Below are 19,224 nucleotides of genomic sequence, written 5' to 3' on the forward strand. Positions count from 1 at the left end.
GCCGATTCCCATTTCTCAAGCTTATCATACACCTTTGTCACAGTACTTCTCAGCTGCTCCTCGTTAATATCTGAATTCTTGACCTGCTTAACGATCGTGACGATTTTATTCTCTTCCTCATCAGTAAGACTTACTCCAACAGTATTTTCTGCTGTCTGGATTACCTCTTTGATCTGGTCATCCGAAATATCCTGATCTGCCACAGCATCTTTTACATACATAATGATATCCACAACTTTATCCGGATCAGAAACGAGAGAATCTATTTCATTATCTGAGATAATCTCCTGTACAGATTCAACTGCATCTGATGCCATTACAGGCATTGCCGGTGTCGTGCACATGATCACTCCTGCAACAATAAGTGTTCCCAGTTTTTTTATTCTCATAATCTAAATTACCTCCATAACCAATAACAACCTGGGGCATCAATCATTCAACCTTTATAACTGTTCAGTACCTTCACAGTTACAAGTCAAAAAGCCAAATCATTAACACCCCGATAACTGTTCATATTATCTGATATTTCTTATTTTTCCTTTTTACCGGCACATTATAACACACTTACTTTTCTCTCTGTAAAGTAAATATCACTTCACATACTACCTTCATAAATCATTTGACATTTGTTCAAAATTTTTTCACATCTTAAACATGATTCTATCATAATTCCAAGATATACTAAGACCATAAAAATAATAAAGCCAACATTATTTTTATAAAATTTCTTTTTCATATGTTGATTGCCTGAAAAGGGCAATTGACTCTCCTTCCTTTTAAAAAATAAATTTGAACGTAATATAAAAAGCATCCGACTAGCCACCGGATGCTTTTTATATTCATATTTTTATAAACTGCTGAAAGCATTTGCAAGCTGTGCAAACTGCTCAAGTGTCAATGCTTCTCCTCTGATATTCAAAGAAAGTCCACACATTCCCAGAGCCTCCTCTATCTGCTCTTTTGAAAAAGGAATCTCCGGTGAATTCTTCAGACCATTCACCAGTGTCTTTCTTCTCTGATTGAAGGATGCCCGGATAATTCGAAACATCAGCTTCTCATCGTTCACCTCAACCGGCGGTTTCGCATATCTTTCCAGTCTGATCACAGCACTTCCAACCTTCGGTCTTGGCATGAAACAATTCGGCGGTACATTTGCAACGATCTGAGGTTTCGCATAATACTGTACTGCCAGTGAAAGAGCTCCATAGTCTTTCGTTCCGGGTCCTACCTGCATTCTGTCCGCAACCTCTTTCTGTACCATGATCGTGATTGAATCAATCGGAACCTGATTCTCAAATAATCCCATAATGATAGGGGTAGTAATGTAATACGGTAAATTCGCAACCACCTTGATCGGACGTCCCTGGTTCTTCTCAAGTGCAAGCTTCCGGATATCCACTTTAAGGATATCATTATTGATCACTGTTACATTATCCCAGTCTTTTAATGTGTCCTTCAAAATCGGAATCAGTGTCGTATCAATCTCGACTGCCGCAACTTCCCTGGCTGCTTCAGCCAGGTACTGCGTCATTGTTCCGATTCCCGGACCAATTTCCAATACGAAATCGTCCTTTGTAATCTGCGCTGAATCTATGATCTTATCCAGAACATGAGTATCGATCAGAAAGTTCTGACCAAACCTTTTCTGGAATGCAAAATTATACTTCTGAAGCACTTCTATGGTATACTTTGGATCTCCTAGATACGGTCTGGGCATAGTCTTTACTCCTTTTTCTTGCATTATTTACTGAAATCTTTTTCATACAGAACGATATAACCGTCTCTGTCTATACGTTTCTTGGATACATTTCGTTTAAATTTACGGATTCCTCCCTGAGATTTCGCAATCGCAGAATCTATAAGTTCTTTCACCGCGCCAATATTCATCGGCGAATCCTCTTTCTGATTGATTCCAATCAGATTGTACAGTGCAAGCATTCCCATCTGGTCAATGGTATAACCATTTTCCTTTGTATAAACCCTTGCAAAATTAACGAGCTCATCATTGGTAAATACCGGAATATTGATCATAGATGTAAATTTCTTTGCAAATTTCGGATATTTTGCAATCAGTTTACGCATGCCAATCTTTTCATCCTCAACAATTATAGTCAGACCATCCGTATTTACTTCCATAGCTTTATCAAGCATCTCAACAGTTTCCTGTGTAAGCTGATTTGCATTCTCTATTACAAGGAAACCACCGGCCAGCTTGGAGAAAATCTTATAAATATTTTTTCCATTGATCTGGTCTGCAAAAACGTAAGCTACTTTGGATGCTTCCAGATTTAACTCTTTACAGATTGCCGGAACCAGCCCGGAGATCAGTCTAGTCTTTCCACATTCCTTGCCACCCATGACAATAATATTTCCAGTTTTGGAAGTCTTATCTGCTGCCGCCATCTGAACATCACATAACGTATCAACCAACTGTTCTTTCATTCCCGGAATCTTTACAAAATATGTAAATAACTGTTTCTCATCATCCGTCAGTTCTTTTTCTCTTGGTACAATGTCTCTAGGATCGGTTTCATCTTTCGGCTGAATAGATTCTATAAAACGTTCCAGTTCCTCTTCTTCAGTCAGAGGTTCTGGCTGTTCTTCTTCCTCTTTCGCCACATCAACTAACTGTTCCGGTTCTGTATCATCTATATCTTCCAGATTGACATCCGAATTACCTGCCGGTCCATACAGAAATTCCTCTTCTGCTCTTCTGAGGTCCTCTTCCGTAACCTCATCTTCGTCATCTTCAATAAACTCTTTTGGAACAGCTACAGGTTCTTCTGTTTTTTCCTCATCTATTATAGCCTCTGCCGGCTCTGCTTTAACATCCTCAGTGTCTGTATCTTCCAGATTTCCACTGAGAAAATCCGGTTCTTCTAATTCATCTGCAATCTTCTGTGTTTTTATCGTTACCTCAGGTTCTGTTTCTGAAATTTTTTCCGGCTCTTTTACTTCCGGCTGATTTTCTTCCTTCGGAATTTCAATTCCCTGAGCGCTGGCAGCAGCAAGAATCGTATCTTCCAGATTAAATTCTGTTCCTGATGTTTTAAAAGAGTCCATGGATAACTTCGTCTCAGCAACATCTTCCACTTTCGGAGCTTTACTAAGTTCCATATTCTTCATGGAAGCAGGTATATTTAATTCCGGCATCTTAATTGTTGCAGAAAAATCCGGCTCTTTTTTCTCTTCCTGTACACTCTCGACAGGAACAGCTACCGGAGCTTCCCCCGGTTTCTCAGGTTCTGCTTCCAGCTGCGGAACATTTTCCGGTTCTTCCTGTGATGCATCACTCTTTATGATTTCTTCCGGAATCTCATTCTCCTTTGTAATTCCGGCTTCATTGATCATATCATCAGATTCTTCTGTAAACTCTTCTTTTTCTTCCTGAGTCTTACCACCAAAAATATCTCTGATACCTTTGGAAATTTGCTCCTGGATACCCTCCATATTGACACGAATCTCTGGCTCTGATTCTTCAGGTGTTTCCGATTCTTTCTCTTCAGTATCCTCACTTACATCTGCCACTTCACTGTCTGAAGCTACTTTCTGTTCTTCCTCTTCTGAAGCATCTTTCTCTGACTCTGCTTCTTTTTCTGCCTTTTTCAGTTCCTTCGCCTGCTCTGGCGTAAGAAGTTTCGGAACAAACTGTTTCTCAAACTTAGCTTTCTCTGCACCTGTCAGCTCACCCATTCTCATTTTAAGATCATAAGCTTTCATGACATATTTGCCTTCGCTGAACCACAGAATAATCTCATTACATAAATCCAGACTCTTCTGCTTTTCTCCGGCTTTATAATATAATGCAGCCAGTTCATATGACCATTTCTCAGTAAATTCCTGCTCTTTATATTCTTCCAGAATTCTGATCTGCTCATTCAAGGAAGAGTTCTTCGCTCTCGCAATTTTATACTGAAGAATATACTGTGTACTATCATTAGATGCTACCTGTTTATATTCTTCAAAAAATTCTTCCGCTTCATTAATGTCATCCATTCTAAGTGAAATCTCAATTAAGCGATAAAGAATATTTTTTCCAATAGATGCTTTATGATATGCAAGAAGAAAAATCTCCTTACTATCTTCATATCTTCCATTTGCGGCATAAATCTCACCGACAACGCATAAAGTACGGACGTTCTTGACACGTCTCCAGTCTATGCTGTCTACAATGTTCATGGCGCCTTTATAATCTTTGTCCTGAACCAGCTTATTAATCTCTTCCAGCTTTATCCGAAATTCTTCTTTGTCCAATGCATTCACCAACTTTCCATAATTACGTTCAGTGTATCATAAGCCTATACCCTTGTCAAAAGATTGTTAACCGTCATTGTTCAGGTTGCAATACATTTCCCTGCACTACCTGAAATACCTTATTTATCTGAAACTGATGACTGATAAAATCATCAAGACCTGTACATGTGATCAACGTCTGAATATCACTGATACTGTCCAGAAGATAGTTCTGTCTGCTGCGGTCCAGTTCAGACAGAACATCATCCAGAAGCAGAATCGGCGTATCCTTTATTTTTCTTTTCACCATATAAATTTCCGATAATTTAAGTGAAAGTGCCGCGGTTCTCTGCTGGCCCTGTGAACCGTATCTTCGAATATCGATTCCATTTGCCATCACACACAGATCGTCTCTGTGCGGACCGACAGATGTCAGCTTCATCCGCATATCTTTTTCCCTATTTAACTGTACACTTTTTTCCAGTTCTTCTGAGGTACAGCTTGGCTCATAAATAACTTCCAGTTCTTCCAGACCACCCGTAAGATTATGATGTATTTTTCTTACAGTCTCATTTAATTCCGCAATAAAATCACTTCGCTTATTAATAAGTCTACGCCCATACTCTGCCATCTGCATATCCCAGATATCAAGAGTATCTTTTAGCGAAGGCTGAATATAAATATCTTTCAGCAATTTATTTCTCTGATTTACAATGTGATTGTATGAAGCCAGATCCGTAAGGTATATTTTGTCCAGCTGACATAATTCAAGATCAATAAATCTTCTTCTTTCTCCGGGACCATTTTTTATGATATTCAGATCCTCGGGAGAAAAGAACACAAGATTGACCACGCCAAACAACTCACCGACTTTTCTGATCGGCAGCCCGTTAATAGCTACACCTTTCGCCTTATTCTTTCTGAGGTGCATGTCAATTTTGTAAGAAAGTTCATCTCTTTTCACCATCATACGGATATGAGATTCATCCTCTCCAAACCGGATCATATCTTTATCTTTGCTTCCCTTGTGCGACTTAGTCGTTCCACATAAATAAAGCGCTTCCAGGATATTTGTCTTTCCCTGGGCATTATTTCCGTAAAATATATTCGTCCCCTGTGCCAGATCAAGTTCCAGAGAATCATAATTTCTGAAATTTTTTAACTGAACGGATTCAATATACATTTACTCACCTGATCACTTTGATTTCTTTTCCATCATAAGAAACAACATCGCCTTCATAAACTTTTCGTCCGCGACGTTCGTCCACTTCTCCATTAACTTTAACCAGTCCGTCGGTGATCACATATTTCGCTTCAACCCCGTCCTGAACCATATCTGCAAGTTTCAGTAACTGCCCCAGTTTTATAAATTCATCTCTGATTTTAATTTCTTCCATTTTCATTTACTCCCTATCTTGCCTGATTCTGGTTGATATTTACAGGCAGAATCAAATATGTGTAATTTTCCTCATCATCTCTGATAAAGCATGGTGCTTTTGGATTTACGAGGTAGATACTGATTGTTTCATCATCAATTACTTTCAGAGCGTCAATCAGGAAACGAGGATTAAACCCAATCAGAATATCCTTTCCCTCTTTGTTGATATCAATGCTTTCATTCATAGAACCCATTGCTGAATCAATGCGTAATTCCATCGAATTATCAGTAATTTCTATGATGATCGGTTTCTTTTCTCCCTCTCTTACCAGCAATGTAGCTCGGTCAATACAATCCAGAAATTCTTTTTTGTTGATTACGATCTTTGTTTCATAATCGCTGGAAAGCATCTGATCAATGCGGAAATATTCTCCGTCAATCAGCCTGGAAATAACAATTGTCTGGTCGAATTCAAATAAAATATGATTCTTTGAAAAATAAATATTTACAATATCATCAATTTCACCTGACAGGATCTTACTGATCTCATTAAGGGTTTTACCAGGTACCACCACTTTGCGGTCTGCATAATCTTTCTTCAGTTCCATACGTCTGATGGCAATACGATGTCCATCCAGAGATACGATTTTCAGATAATTATCCTTAATCTCAAAAAGTTCTCCGGTCATTAATTTGTTAGTCTCATTAGACGCAATTGAGAAAATTGTCTGTCTGATCATCTCTTTAAGAGTGAATTGTGAGATAGTAAGACTCTCTTCCCTTTCGATAATTGGGAGATATGCAAAATCTTCTCCGGATTTACCAGGAATTGTAAATTTAGCTTTTTCACAGGTAATGGTGGCAGTAAGTTTCTCGTCTGTTTTTATAGTAACCTGATTTTCTGGCAGTCGACGAATGATTTCATAAAAGATTTTTGCATCAAGTGCAATTAATCCTTTTTCTTCAATCGTTCCATCAACGATTGTTTCAATCCCAAGTTCCATATCATTGGTAGTAAATTTAATCTGGTTTGTTGTTGCATCTATTAAAATACATTCAAGGATTGGCATTGTTGTTTTGGAAGGAACTGCTTTGAGTGAGATACTGACACTTTTGAGCAAGTTACTTTTCTGGCAAATGATTTTCATAATGTGTATAACTTCCTTTCTGGGTGAAATGTGTTTTTTATAGATAAATATATAAAAGAAATCCGTCGTCGCCGCCGTAGGGGATGTGAATATGTGAAAAACTCAATTTTATGTTGATTTTTCAAGGGTTTCGAATATGGATAACTTCGTGTATAGAGGCACTTAAAGCATGTGAATAACTTGTGTATAACCGATTTGCCAAAAAAGGGGCAGAAAGTTATTCACATTTATCCACATATAATCAACATCTTATACACAGTTTATACAGTCAGTTATCCTCATCCCTGTGGATTAATCTTTTTCTTTAAGGTTTCGATGGTATTTTTTAAATTTTCGTCGTTGGAAATCTCTTTTTCAATCTTGTCGATTCCATGCATAATGGTAGTATGGTCACGATTACCAAGAGATTTTCCGATAGATTTCAATGGTGTGGAAATAATTTCCCTGCATAAATACATTGCGATCTGACGAGGGGTTACAATTTTGGAGTTACGTTTATTTCCTGAGAGGTCTTCAACTGTAACATCAAAGTGTTCTGCAACCATGGAAATAATGTATTCCGGTGTGATCACTTTCTTTTCGTCAGGTGAAATGATATCTTTAAGCGCCTGTTCAGCAAGTTCAAGTGTTACTTCTTTCTTTTCAAGTTTGGCGAAAGCCATAACCTTGTTGATCGCACCTTCCAGCTCACGAATATTGGATTTGATATTGTTTGCGATGTATTTGATTACTTCTTCATTAATATCATAGCCATCCATTTCTTCTTTTTTATGAAGAATCGCCATTCGGGTTTCGTAATCCGGCAGTGTGATATCTGCGATCAGACCCCATTCAAATCGTGAACGGAAACGTTCTTCCAGAATTTCCATATCTTTCGGTGGTTTATCTGATGAAATAATGATCTGTTTTTTTGCGCTGTGCAGACTGTTGAAAGTATGGAAAAATTCTTCCTGTGTAGATTCCTTTCCTATAATAAACTGAATATCATCGACGAGAAGAACATCAATATTTCTGTATTTTTCGCGGAATTTAGTCATTGCTGAGTTATTTCCGTTTCGGATTGTCTCGATCAGTTCGTTAGTAAATTCCTCGCTGGTAACATAAAGTACTTTACTGTTTTCATCGTGATCAATGATAAAATGCGCAATAGAATGCATAAGGTGAGTCTTTCCCAGACCTGCGCCACCGTAGATAAACAGCGGATTGTAGGTATCTCCCGGAGATTCAGCAACTGCAAGGGCTGCCGCCTGGGCGAATTTATTGTTGCTTCCGACTACAAATGTGTCAAAAGTGTATTTCGGATTCAGATGAGCTTCTTCGCAGCGGGCGTCCTGCGACTGCGCTTTGGGAGAAACTGTCTCTCTTTTCGGAACATCTTCCGGTAATATAAAATTAATATCACAGTTTTCCATTCCGGTAACTTCACTGATTGTTACCTGGAGAGGAAGTTTGTACTTTTTACTTATATAATTGAGACCGACCTGCTCAGATGGAACGATAATAGTAACGACGTTGTCGACTACTTCAAAAACAGTGAGTGGTTTTAGCCATGTATTAAAAGAAACGTCAGACAGATCATGCTCTGTTTTGACGATTTGTAGGATTTCATCCCATTTTTCCACAACTTTGTTCATTTTTGGTTCTCCCGGTTCGTATTACTTATTACTGAACATGTAGTGAACAGTAACAATTGCTTCTATATTAATGTATAAGTCATTGCGATAGCCTGTTTTCCACAGACATTGTCCGTATTCTTTAAAAAAGACATAAATATCCTTATATATATTATAATAAAATGCCTGTTTTCGCAATGTATATTTGATGGAAATGTGGAAAAAAAGTTATCCCCAATTTTTATGTGGATTAGTGTGGATAACAGTGGAAAAGCCCATTTTGGTTACCATAATGCGACACGATCACTTGAATATAGGAAAAAAATGTGTATAATTTTATACACTGTCAAAAAGCGCAAAAATAAAAGAGAATTTTTGGGAGATGTGTAAAAACAAGGGGGATAAAGTGGAAAGATACGCAGGTATTCCACAAGTTATCCACAAGTTATCCACAAATTGTGGATAATATTACGTAAACCAATTAAACTATCCACAATGACAGAAAAACAAGAGAAATCTTTGTTGCAAATAATACTTGACGAAACCACCCTTTATGAATATAATTGAAATGATGTTCTAATAAGTAAAGTTGGCGGCTGCAGGAAGCGAATACTCCGGCATTTGCCATACTTAAAAAGTTACAAAATTTAACATGGATAATAGATAAAGGAGGTGCTTTACCTATGAAAATGACATTTCAGCCGAAAAAAAGATCTAGAGCGAAAGTTCATGGCTTCAGAGCTCGCATGAGCACAAAAGGTGGTCGTAAAGTATTAGCTGCCAGAAGATTAAAAGGAAGAAAGCATTTATCAGCCTAAGAATAAGACCGCAGTTATGTGGTCTTTTCTTCTCTTAAAAAAGAGATTATGAAAGGGGATTCTATGCAAAGATCAGAGTCCTTAAAAAAAAATCAAGATTTTCAAAAAGTATATAAACATGGAACATCAAAAGGTAATCGGTATCTGGTGATGTACGTACTGAAAAATCAGTACATGAAGAATCGTCTGGGAATATCAGTAAGTAAAAAAGTAGGGAATAGTGTGGTCCGCCACAGACTCACCAGATTGATAAGAGAAAGTTATCGGTTAAATGAAGCGGAATTTGAAAATGGTTTGGATATTGTAGTAGTTGCACGTCCCCAGGCAAAAGACAGAACCTATCATGAGATAGAAAGTGCACTGATGCATCTTGCGGGAAAGCACTGCATAGCAGGTAAGAACAATGATAAAGAAGTTTCTGATCAGAATAATTAAACTCTATCAAAAGTATTTGTCACCGATGAAGAGAACAAAATGTCCTTATATTCCCACATGTTCTCAATATGGTTTAGAAGCAATCGAAAAATATGGTGCATTAAAGGGTGGTCTTCTTGCGGTATGGAGAATACTTCGCTGTAATCCTTTTTCCCATGGAGGCTATGACCCTGTACCGTAAAGACAGGAATGTACTTGAAAATTGAATATTGATCGATCGAAGGAACCTCCTGTCATTTATGGATTCTAGGAGGAAATGAACTTGGAAATGATTTTAGCGACAAAGAGCAGCACTCCTATTATCGGTCAGCTTGCGACCGTCATGGGATGGATCATGGATGGTATCTACAGACTGCTGAATGTATTTGGAATTCAGAATATCGGTCTTTGCATTATCATCTTCAGTATCCTTATTTACGCTCTTATGACTCCACTGCAGATCAAACAGCAGAAATTTTCTAAATTAAGTGCGATCATGCAGCCAGAGCTTCAGAAGATTCAGAAGAAGTATAAGGGAAAAAATAACGATTCGGCAGCTATGCAGAAGATGCAGGAAGAGACACAGGCTGTATATCAGAAATACGGTGTATCTCCTACAGGAAGCTGCGTACAGCTTGCAATCCAGTTCCCTATTTTGATGGCATTATACCAGGTAATTTACAAAATTCCGGCATATGTAGGCAGCGTAAAAGATATCCTTGCATCTGCAGTTACAAGCATTACAGGTGTAAACGGATATACAGATATCCTGCAGCAGTTCATCACAGATAATAAGATGACAAGAGTTCAGCTTATTATGGATGGCAACAATGCTACGAGCAATTCTGTAACAGACTTTTTATATGCATTATCTCCTTCTCAGTGGAAAACTCTTGCAGAGACCAGTCAGTTTTCCGGATTTGCGGATACACTCAACAGTACTGCAAAAGAGATTTCGCATGTGCAGAACTTCTTTGGACTGAATATTGCAGACCAGCCTTTGACTTATATTAAAGCCGCTTTTGTCGGTGGTTCTATTCTTATTGCAATCGTTGCAATCCTGATTCCGATCCTTGCGTGGGCTACACAGATGATTAACTTAAAGCTGATGCCTCAGGCAGCACAGCAGGGTGGAGATGCACAGCAGGATGCAATGATGAACTCCATGAAGACAATGAACATGGTAATGCCGCTCATGTCAGCAGTATTCTGTTTCACATTCCCTGTAGGTCTTGGTATTTACTGGGTAGCAAGTGCGGCAGTACGAAGTGTACAGCAGCTTGTCATCAACAGACATATGGATAAGATTCAGATTGATGACCTGATCAATGAGAATATGAAGAAGATGGAAAAGAAGCGCGAAAAAGAAGGGCTTCCGCCTCAGAAAATCACAAATCAGGCACATCAGAGCGTTAAGAATATCAATAAAGTTGAAAAAGGCAGCAGCAATACTGATGTCGAGACAAGAGCTAAGAAGGTCGAAGAATCTTACAAAAACGCAGCAAATGCAAAACCGGGCAGCATTACTGCCAAAGCCAATATGGTAAAAGCATTTGATGAGCGTAATAAGAAGAAGTAGTCAGGAACGGAGGGGTTGGCATGGAGGATTATATCCAGTTTTCAGCGAAAACAAAGAGTGAAGCAATTACAAAAGCATGTATCGAGCTTGGCGTATCCAGTGACCAGCTTGAGATTCAGGTAATCAGTGAAGGAAGCAACGGATTCTTCGGAATCGGAAGTAAACCTGCAGTGATAAAGGTTCGTAAGATTGAACTGGTTTCTGAGGAAGAAGAAATGAAGGAAATCGTAGAGACAGTAAAACTTGATTCCTTCAAGGAAGAGACTCCGGTTGAAGAAAAGAAACCAGAACCTGTAAAACCGGTGAAGAAAGAAACAAAAGAGCCAAAAGCTGTTTCTGAGAAACCAAGACAGCCAAAGCCTGTAAAGGAAAAAGTTGTAAAAGAAAAACAGCCAAGAGAACCGAAAGAAATCAAAGAGAAACCAGTCAGAGAAAAGGCAGCAAAACCGGTGAAACCGGCAAAACCTGTTGAAATCATTACAGATCCGGAAGAGATTAAAGAAGTAGAAAACAGAGCAAGGATATTCCTGAGCGAAGTGTTTGCTTCTATGAATCTTGGAGAAGTAGAGATCACATCTAAGTATAATACAACAGATGGAAGTCTGGAAGTTGATTTCGAAGGCGAAGATATGGGAATCCTTATCGGCAAGAGAGGTCAGACACTGGATTCTCTTCAGTATCTGACAAGCCTTGTGGTAAATAAAGGAAAATCAAATTACATTCGTGTAAAACTTGATACAGAAGATTACCGCAAACGCCGTAAAGAGACTCTTGAGAATCTTGCAAGAGGTATCGCTTATAAGGTAAGAAAGACCCGCAAGCCGGTAATTCTTGAGCCGATGAATCCTTATGAGAGAAGAATCATCCATTCTGCTCTTCAGGGAAATAAATTCGTTGAGACTGTCAGTGAAGGTGAAGAACCTTACCGCCATGTAGTGGTAAAATTAAAAAGAAATTAATCTGCTGTTTATTTCACAAGGTGTTGGCGACTGAACAGTAACAAATTAAATAAATAGCTGTATGTAGAAGCACATGTTTCATTGCAGATATTAAAAAAGAATGTTATTCTAGGTGAAAGCGTGAATAACACGTAACTTTGCGTGTACACTTTTACCTGGAGTAACATTTTTTATTGTAGAAAATAAGTAATTATCCAACGGCAGCAGTTCCCAGGTGGGACTTGTTTTTGTATAAATAACAGGGATATTAACGATAGGTGTAATGATCTTGTTATTTATATAAAGATTTGAAAAAGATGCTAAGGGTTGCCTGTGTAATCCTGTTTGTATTTTAAAATTTCTAAATGCTATTCGGCTATGAGCAGGCAGCGAGAGTACATATAATAAGTGAGGAGGAAAAAATGGAAACAACAATTGCAGCAATTTCCACAGCTATGAGTGCATCCGGAATTGGAATTGTCCGCATCAGTGGTGAAAATGCCATGGACGTGATTTCCCGTGTCTACAGATCAAAAGGTGGAAAGAAAAAAATAAAAGAAGTTCCGACTCATACCATTCATTATGGATATATTTATGATGGAGAGGAACTGGTGGATGAGGTTCTGGTGATGATCATGCACGCACCGAGAACTTTCACAGGGGAAGATACAGTAGAAATTGACTGCCATGGCGGTGTATTTGCCATGCAGAGAGTACTGGAAACAGTGCTGAAAAACGGTGCAGAGATCGCAGAACCAGGAGAATTTACGAAGCGCGCTTTCCTGAACGGTCGTATGGATCTGTCCCAGGCCGAAGCGGTTATGGATGTCATTCAGGCAAAGAATGAATATGCACTTCGCAGTTCCATGGATCAGTTAAGAGGTTCTGTACAGAAAGCTATCCGCGAGATCAGAGAGAAACTGATTTATCATATCGCATACATTGAGTCAGCATTGGATGATCCGGAACACATCAGTCTGGATGGATATCCACAGGAGCTTCTGGAAGTTGTGGACAACGAGCAGAAAGAAGTGAAACGATTGTTGAAAACTTCTTCCGACGGAAAGATGATCCAGGAGGGAATTCAGACGGTTATTCTTGGGAAACCAAATGCCGGAAAATCTTCTCTGCTGAATCTTCTGATAGGAGAAAATCGCGCTATTGTAACTGATATTGCAGGAACAACAAGAGATATTCTTGAAGAATATATCACACTTCATGGAATCTCTCTGAAGATTATCGACACAGCCGGAATCCGTGAGACGAAGGATATTGTGGAAAAAATCGGTGTAGACAGAGCCAGAGAAATGGCACAGAAAGCAGACTTGATTCTTTATGTTGTGGATTCGTCAGTTCCGCTTGACGAGAATGACGAAGAAATCATGGCTATGCTTGCCGGTAAAAAAGCAATCATCCTGTATAATAAAACGGATCTTCAGCCAGTGATCCAGACAGAACTTCTGAAAGAAAAGACGGGTCACCCTGTGATTCCGATTTCTGCAAAAGAGGAAAAAGGAATCACAGAGCTGGAAGAACAGATCAAAGAAATGTTCTTTGGTGGAGAGATTTCCTTTAATGACGAAGTATACATCACAAATGCCCGCCATAAAGCAGCACTGGAAGAAGCTGACAAGAGTCTTGATCTGGTCAGAAACAGTATAGAAATGGGAATGCCGGAGGATTTCTTCTCCATAGATCTGATGAACGCATATGAAAATCTTGGAAAGATTCTCGGAGAATCAGTGGGTGAGGATCTGGTTAATGAGATTTTCAGTAAGTTCTGTATGGGTAAATAGTGGATAAGAATCTGGCAGCGAGTAGTGACTTGATTGTATCCGATAGATTATCATTAGTATTGATGAAGTATGATTGTAACAGAATAAATTTTGCAAAAAAATCGCCTTCGGCGATTTTTAATAATAGATTAGTAAATTGTACGATAGTAGATTATACAGTGGAAATAAAGGAGATAAAATGAAAACTTTAGTAGAAGATTATGATCTCGTTGTAGTCGGCGCCGGACACGCCGGATGTGAGGCTGCACTTGCAGGCGCGCGCCTCGGTCTGAATACAGTTATGTTTACCGTCAGCGTAGATAGTATCGCATTAATGCCATGTAATCCAAATGTAGGTGGCAGTTCCAAGGGACATCTGGTAAGAGAACTGGATGCTCTTGGCGGTGAAATGGGAAAGAATATTGATAAAACATTTATTCAGTCAAAAATGCTCAACTGCTCCAAAGGACCTGCGGTTCATTCGCTGCGTGCACAGGCGGATAAACAGGCATACAGCAATGAGATGAGAAAGACATTGGAAAATACTCCGAACCTTACTATTAAGCAGGGTGAAGTAACAAAGCTTCTGGTTGAAGATGGAAAGATTAAAGGCGTAAAAACTTATTCAGGTGCTATTTATAATTGTAAGGCAGTCGTTCTCTGTACAGGAACCTACCTGAAAGCAAGATGTATCTACGGCGATGTAAGCAACTACACAGGTCCGAACGGACTCCAGGCTGCCAATTATCTTACAGATTCTCTGAAAGAACTGGGAATCGAAATGTTCCGTTTTAAAACAGGAACACCGGCACGTATTGCTGGAAATACCATTGACTACAGCAAAATGGAAGAGCAATTCGGAGATGAGAGGGTTGTTCCGTTTTCTTTTTCAACCAACCCGGAAGATGTTCAGATTGAACAGAAATCATGCTGGCTGACATACACCAATGAGAAAACACATGAGATTATCCGCGCAAACCTGGATCGTTCTCCGCTATATTCAGGAATGATTGAGGGAACAGGACCACGTTACTGCCCATCTATTGAAGATAAGGTAGTGCGTTTTGCTGATAAAAACCGACACCAGGTGTTTATTGAGCCGGAGGGACTTTATACAAATGAAATGTATATCGGCGGAATGTCCAGCTCCCTTCCAGAGGATGTACAGGAGGAAATGTATCACTCTGTACCGGGACTTGAACATGCCAAAATCGTCAAAAATGCATATGCCATTGAGTACGATTGCATTAATCCGCGCCAGCTATATCCAACACTGGAATTCAAGAAAATTAAAGGTTTATTCAGCGGTGGACAGTTTAACGGAAGTTCCGGATATGAGGAAGCGGCGGCTCAGGGACTGATTGCCGGAATTAATGCGGCTATGGAAGTTAAAGGCCAGGAACAGTTGATTCTGGACCGTTCAGAGGCGTATATCGGTGTCCTGATTGACGATCTGGTAACAAAGGAGAACCATGAACCATACCGTATGATGACCAGCAGAGCAGAGTACAGACTTCTTCTCCGTCAGGATAATGCAGATCTGAGACTTCGTAAGAAGGGCTACCAGGTAGGTCTTATCAGCGAGGAAGAATATCAGAAGATTCTTGCAAAAGAAGAACAGATTAAGAAAGAAATTGAAAGAGTAGAACATACAAATATCGGTGCAAATAAAGAGGTTCAGGCACTTCTGGAAAGCTACAACAGTACTCCATTGAAGTCAGGAACAACACTGGCAGAACTGATCCGCCGTCCGGAACTTTCCTATGAAGCAATTAAACCGCTTGACAAAGAACGTTCGGAACTTCCATGGGATGTACAGGAACAGGTTGATATTAACATCAAGTATGATGGATATATCCGCAGACAGTTAAAGCAGGTAGAACAGTTTAAGAAACTGGAAGCAAAGAAAATCCCAACGGATCTTGATTATGAGAAAGTCGGCAGTCTGAGAATCGAAGCCCGCCAGAAGCTGGAGGCATACAGACCGATTTCTATCGGACAGGCCTCCCGAATTTCAGGGGTATCGCCAGCAGATATATCTGTTTTACTGGTATATCTTTCAAGTGCAAGATAAGACACAATAAGCACTATTTAATGTACTTGCACATGTGAAAATATGAAAAAAGCAAGCATATTTTACAATATGAAAGAACTGAATAAAGGACCCTTAAATCACCAAAAAACGATTTCAAAGTACGAAAAACAACACTTAAATACACAGACTCAGGTAGAGAAAGAATAGAAAAGAACATTAAAAATCCCAAAAAACAACAAAAAGAAAAATAGAAAGTTGAGAGAAAAGCTAATAAAATAGCAGGGAAACTCAAAATCTGAAATACCGAAATAAAAAAGAAAAATCAGTTATAAGTTGAAAAAACAAAACAACGATTAGAGAATTAGAAATAAGTATAAAAAAGGAGAAAAATACCATGCCATATAATCTGTCGACATTGGAAAACGGATGTAAAGAGCTGGGAATAGAACTGAGTCAGAAACAGAAAGATCAGTTTATTCAGTTCTATGAATTTCTGGTAGAGAAGAATAAAGTTATGAATCTGACAGGAATTACAGAATTCGAGGAAGTGCTGACAAAGCATTTTCTCGACAGCCTGTCCTGCGTAAAAGCGATTGATATGACAAAAGTAAAAACAATCATGGATATTGGTACAGGAGCAGGATTCCCGGGAGTACCGTTAAAGATTGCATTCCCGCATCTGGAAGCCTGCCTGCTGGACTCCCTGAAGAAGAGAGTGAATTTTCTGGAGGAAAGCTTTACGCTTCTCGGATTGGAAGGAATTAAGGCAATTCATGGAAGAGCCGAAGAGTATGCGAAGAACAAGGAATATCGTGAGAAATATGACCTCTGCGTATCCAGAGCAGTGTCAAATCTTGCAACGCTGTCAGAATATTGCCTTCCATATGTAAAAACAGGTGGAACATTTATTTCCTATAAATCAGGAACTGTACAGGAAGAAGCAACAGAGGCTGAAAAAGCAATCAAAATCCTTGGCGGGCAGTTAAGAGATATCACATATTTCCAGCTTCCTGATTCGGAAATTGACCGTTCTCTTGTCATTATAGATAAGAAGAAACCAACTCCGGGTAAATATCCGCGTAAAGCAGGAACTCCGCTGAAAGAACCATTGTCTCACACAAACATCACAAAATAATCACACTTTTATCCTAATTTTATCACAACTTCATCATAAACTGTTCTTGTAGAGATGTCCTCGGGTTCCCCCATTCTCTGTTTCGCCTGAGGACATTTTCTATATTAATCCTGAAGCCAGAGCGTGTTTGGAAAATCATTCCTGCGGAAAGTCTTTTTTAAACACACCAGGACGAATTTGCGGCATTTAAATAAAAGGAGGAGAACACATTGATTGAAGTAAACAATCTGGTCAAACGATATGGCGACCATACGGCAGTTGACCACCTTTCTTTTAAAATCGAGAAAGGTAAAATCTATGGATTCCTTGGACCAAACGGTGCAGGCAAATCCACCACAATGAATATGATAACAGGATACATTGCATCCACAGAAGGAACCGTCAGGATTGACGGACACGATATCCTTGAAGAACCGGAAGCAGCGAAGAAATGTATCGGTTATCTGCCAGAACAGCCGCCACTCTATTTTGATATGACCGTTCTGGAATATATGAAATTCGTGGCTGATCTCAAAAAAATCCCAAAAGACAAAAAAGCAACCATGATAGAAGAAGTTATGGATATGGTAAAGATTTCTGATATGAGAAATCGTCTGATCAAAAATCTGTCAAAAGGCTACAGACAGAGAGTTGGACTGGCGGAAGCAATCATGGGCTACCCGGAGGTTATCATTCTGGATGAGCCGACAGTAGGACTTGACCCGAAACAGATTATAGAAATCCGTACCCTCATCAAAGATTTAAAGAAGAAGCATACAGTAATTCTCAGTTCGCATATCTTATCTGAAGTAAGTGCGGTGTGTGATTACGTGCTGATCATTTCCCATGGAAAACTGGTTGCCAGTGATACTCCGGAGAACCTTGGAAAGCTGGCAGAAGGATCTAATACTCTTGAAATGCTTATTAAAGGTGAAAAATCACAGATTAAACAGGCTCTGGAAAGCATTGAAGGAGTTAACAGCGTGACTATTGAGAAGGATGAGAAACAGAATCTCTGGAGCACTAAGGTTTCCACAGAAGAGAATAATGATATCAGAGAAAAAGTATTCTACAAGATGTCTGATATAAACAGCCCAATTTATGAGATGAAGTCCAAGAAAGTATCTCTTGAGGAAATATTCCTTGAACTTACAGCATCTGAGAAACCGGCATCTGCAAGTGAAGATGATACAGACCAGAAGAGTTCTGAAAGCCAGGAAACAGCAGAAGCTAAAACGGAAGCTGTAAACGTGGAACAGACATCAACAGAATCACAGAAAAATGATGAAGGGGGAGAAAAATAATCATGACAGCTATTTATAAAAGAGAGCTGAAAAGCTACCTGACATCCATGGTAGGATATTTGTTTATCTTTTTTATCCTTGTACTGGCAGGTATTTATTTTTCTGCATATCAGCTTTCAGCAGCATATCCTAAATTTGAATATACATTAAGTGCCATTACCTTTGTGTTCCTTATTGGAGTGCCAATCCTGACGATGCGTGTACTGGCAGAAGAAAGAAAACAGAAAACAGACCAGCTGCTTTTGACATCACCGGTTTCTGTAGGTGGTATTGTAATAGGTAAATATCTTGCACTGGTAACGGTATATGCCATTCCTATGGCAGTTATGTGTACTTATCCACTGATTATGTCTAAGTTTGGTACAGTATCCTTTGCATCTGCTTATACAGCAGTTCTTGGATTTTTCCTTCTTGGATGTGCAAATATTGCAATCGGTGTATTTATGTCAGCATTAACTGAAAGCCAGGTAATTGCGGCAGTACTTACATTTGTCCTTTTATTTGCCTTCTACATGATGAATGGTATTTCTTCATTTTTCTCTCAGACATCAATGTCTACATGTGTAGCATTTGGATTACTGATTCTGGCAGCAGCGATTATTATTTATACAATGATTAAGAATGTTCTGATCTCAGCAGTGATTGGAGTGATCGGAGAAGTAATACTTGTAATCATTTATGTAGTAAAATCCAGTATTTTTGAAGGCGGAATTCAGAAAGTTCTGGATGTATTCAACCTGAGTGGACATTTTGATAATTTCACGAGTAACATTTTTGACATAAAAGGAATTGTATATTTTCTTTCAGTGATCGCAGTATGCTTGTTCCTTACAACACAGTCTATTCTGAAGAGACGTTGGAATTAGTGGGGAGGT

17 protein-coding genes are annotated in these 19,224 nt (G+C 39.1%); 10 read left to right on the forward strand and 7 right to left on the reverse strand.

Features of this window, described 5'->3' with window-relative positions; genetic code table 11:
* From AC058W_RS03425 to dnaA, 7 genes are all read right to left on the reverse strand, one after another.
* On the reverse strand, positions 1 to 389 hold a 389-nt coding region (locus tag AC058W_RS03425; RefSeq protein WP_479389722.1), incomplete at its 3' end, for a DUF1002 domain-containing protein.
* A gap of 458 nt (positions 390 to 847) precedes the next feature.
* Entirely contained in the window at positions 848 to 1,717 is an 870-nt protein-coding gene (rsmA, locus tag AC058W_RS03430) for a 16S rRNA (adenine(1518)-N(6)/adenine(1519)-N(6))-dimethyltransferase RsmA (protein ID WP_117676569.1), read from the reverse strand.
* Between the two features lie 23 nt (positions 1,718 to 1,740).
* Entirely contained in the window at positions 1,741 to 4,254 is a 2,514-nt protein-coding gene (locus AC058W_RS03435) for a hypothetical protein (protein WP_479389723.1), read from the reverse strand.
* A 73-nt stretch (positions 4,255 to 4,327) separates the two neighbouring features.
* The gene (gene recF / locus AC058W_RS03440) at positions 4,328 to 5,416 is read right to left on the reverse strand and encodes a DNA replication/repair protein RecF (RefSeq protein WP_118411358.1); all 1,089 of its coding nucleotides are present in this window, start codon (positions 5,414 to 5,416) and stop codon (positions 4,328 to 4,330) included.
* A 4-nt stretch (positions 5,417 to 5,420) separates the two neighbouring features.
* Positions 5,421 to 5,630 (reverse strand): RNA-binding S4 domain-containing protein, encoded by a 210-nt coding sequence (locus AC058W_RS03445; protein ID WP_117676572.1) that lies wholly within the window; start codon positions 5,628 to 5,630, stop codon positions 5,421 to 5,423.
* Between the two features lie 13 nt (positions 5,631 to 5,643).
* On the reverse strand, positions 5,644 to 6,759 hold the full coding sequence (gene dnaN, locus AC058W_RS03450) for a DNA polymerase III subunit beta (RefSeq protein ID WP_118411357.1): 1,116 nt from the start codon (positions 6,757 to 6,759) through the stop codon (positions 5,644 to 5,646).
* A gap of 278 nt (positions 6,760 to 7,037) precedes the next feature.
* On the reverse strand, positions 7,038 to 8,393 hold the full coding sequence (gene dnaA, locus AC058W_RS03455; protein ID WP_117676574.1) for a chromosomal replication initiator protein DnaA: 1,356 nt from the start codon (positions 8,391 to 8,393) through the stop codon (positions 7,038 to 7,040).
* Between the two features lie 662 nt (positions 8,394 to 9,055).
* Here dnaA and rpmH point away from each other — a divergent pair.
* The 10 genes from rpmH (at position 9,056) to AC058W_RS03505 (ending at position 19,215) form a co-directional block, all read left to right on the forward strand.
* Positions 9,056 to 9,190, forward strand: coding sequence for a 50S ribosomal protein L34 (rpmH, locus tag AC058W_RS03460; protein WP_008708004.1), 135 nt, complete (start codon positions 9,056 to 9,058; stop codon positions 9,188 to 9,190).
* 63 nt (positions 9,191 to 9,253) lie between these two features.
* Entirely contained in the window at positions 9,254 to 9,625 is a 372-nt protein-coding gene (rnpA, locus tag AC058W_RS03465) for a ribonuclease P protein component (RefSeq protein ID WP_117676616.1), read from the forward strand.
* Complete coding sequence (yidD, locus tag AC058W_RS03470; protein ID WP_173681245.1) at positions 9,594 to 9,806, forward strand: membrane protein insertion efficiency factor YidD; 213 nt, start codon at positions 9,594 to 9,596, stop codon at positions 9,804 to 9,806. Before rnpA ends, yidD begins: the two co-directional genes overlap by 32 nt.
* 87 nt (positions 9,807 to 9,893) lie before the next feature.
* Entirely contained in the window at positions 9,894 to 11,183 is a 1,290-nt protein-coding gene (locus AC058W_RS03475; RefSeq protein WP_117676617.1) for a YidC/Oxa1 family membrane protein insertase, read from the forward strand.
* 20 nt (positions 11,184 to 11,203) lie between these two features.
* The gene (gene jag / locus AC058W_RS03480; protein ID WP_117676575.1) at positions 11,204 to 12,142 is read left to right on the forward strand and encodes an RNA-binding cell elongation regulator Jag/EloR; all 939 of its coding nucleotides are present in this window, start codon (positions 11,204 to 11,206) and stop codon (positions 12,140 to 12,142) included.
* A 401-nt stretch (positions 12,143 to 12,543) separates the two neighbouring features.
* Entirely contained in the window at positions 12,544 to 13,917 is a 1,374-nt protein-coding gene (gene mnmE / locus AC058W_RS03485) for a tRNA uridine-5-carboxymethylaminomethyl(34) synthesis GTPase MnmE (protein WP_118411356.1), read from the forward strand.
* Positions 13,918 to 14,095: 178 nt separating this feature from the next.
* On the forward strand, positions 14,096 to 15,970 hold the full coding sequence (gene mnmG / locus AC058W_RS03490; protein WP_117676577.1) for a tRNA uridine-5-carboxymethylaminomethyl(34) synthesis enzyme MnmG: 1,875 nt from the start codon (positions 14,096 to 14,098) through the stop codon (positions 15,968 to 15,970).
* Positions 15,971 to 16,325: 355 nt separating this feature from the next.
* Positions 16,326 to 17,066 carry a 16S rRNA (guanine(527)-N(7))-methyltransferase RsmG gene (gene rsmG / locus AC058W_RS03495; RefSeq protein WP_117676578.1) on the forward strand — a complete coding sequence of 247 codons (741 nt, stop codon included), beginning with the start codon at positions 16,326 to 16,328 and terminating at the stop codon, positions 17,064 to 17,066.
* 209 nt (positions 17,067 to 17,275) lie between these two features.
* Entirely contained in the window at positions 17,276 to 18,349 is a 1,074-nt protein-coding gene (locus tag AC058W_RS03500) for an ABC transporter ATP-binding protein (RefSeq protein WP_117845301.1), read from the forward strand.
* A gap of 2 nt (positions 18,350 to 18,351) precedes the next feature.
* Entirely contained in the window at positions 18,352 to 19,215 is an 864-nt protein-coding gene (locus AC058W_RS03505) for an ABC transporter permease (protein WP_117676580.1), read from the forward strand.
* Positions 19,216 to 19,224 lie beyond the last annotated feature (9 nt).

It is taken from the genome of Blautia sp. CGZ-1-C1 (assembly GCF_056504575.1).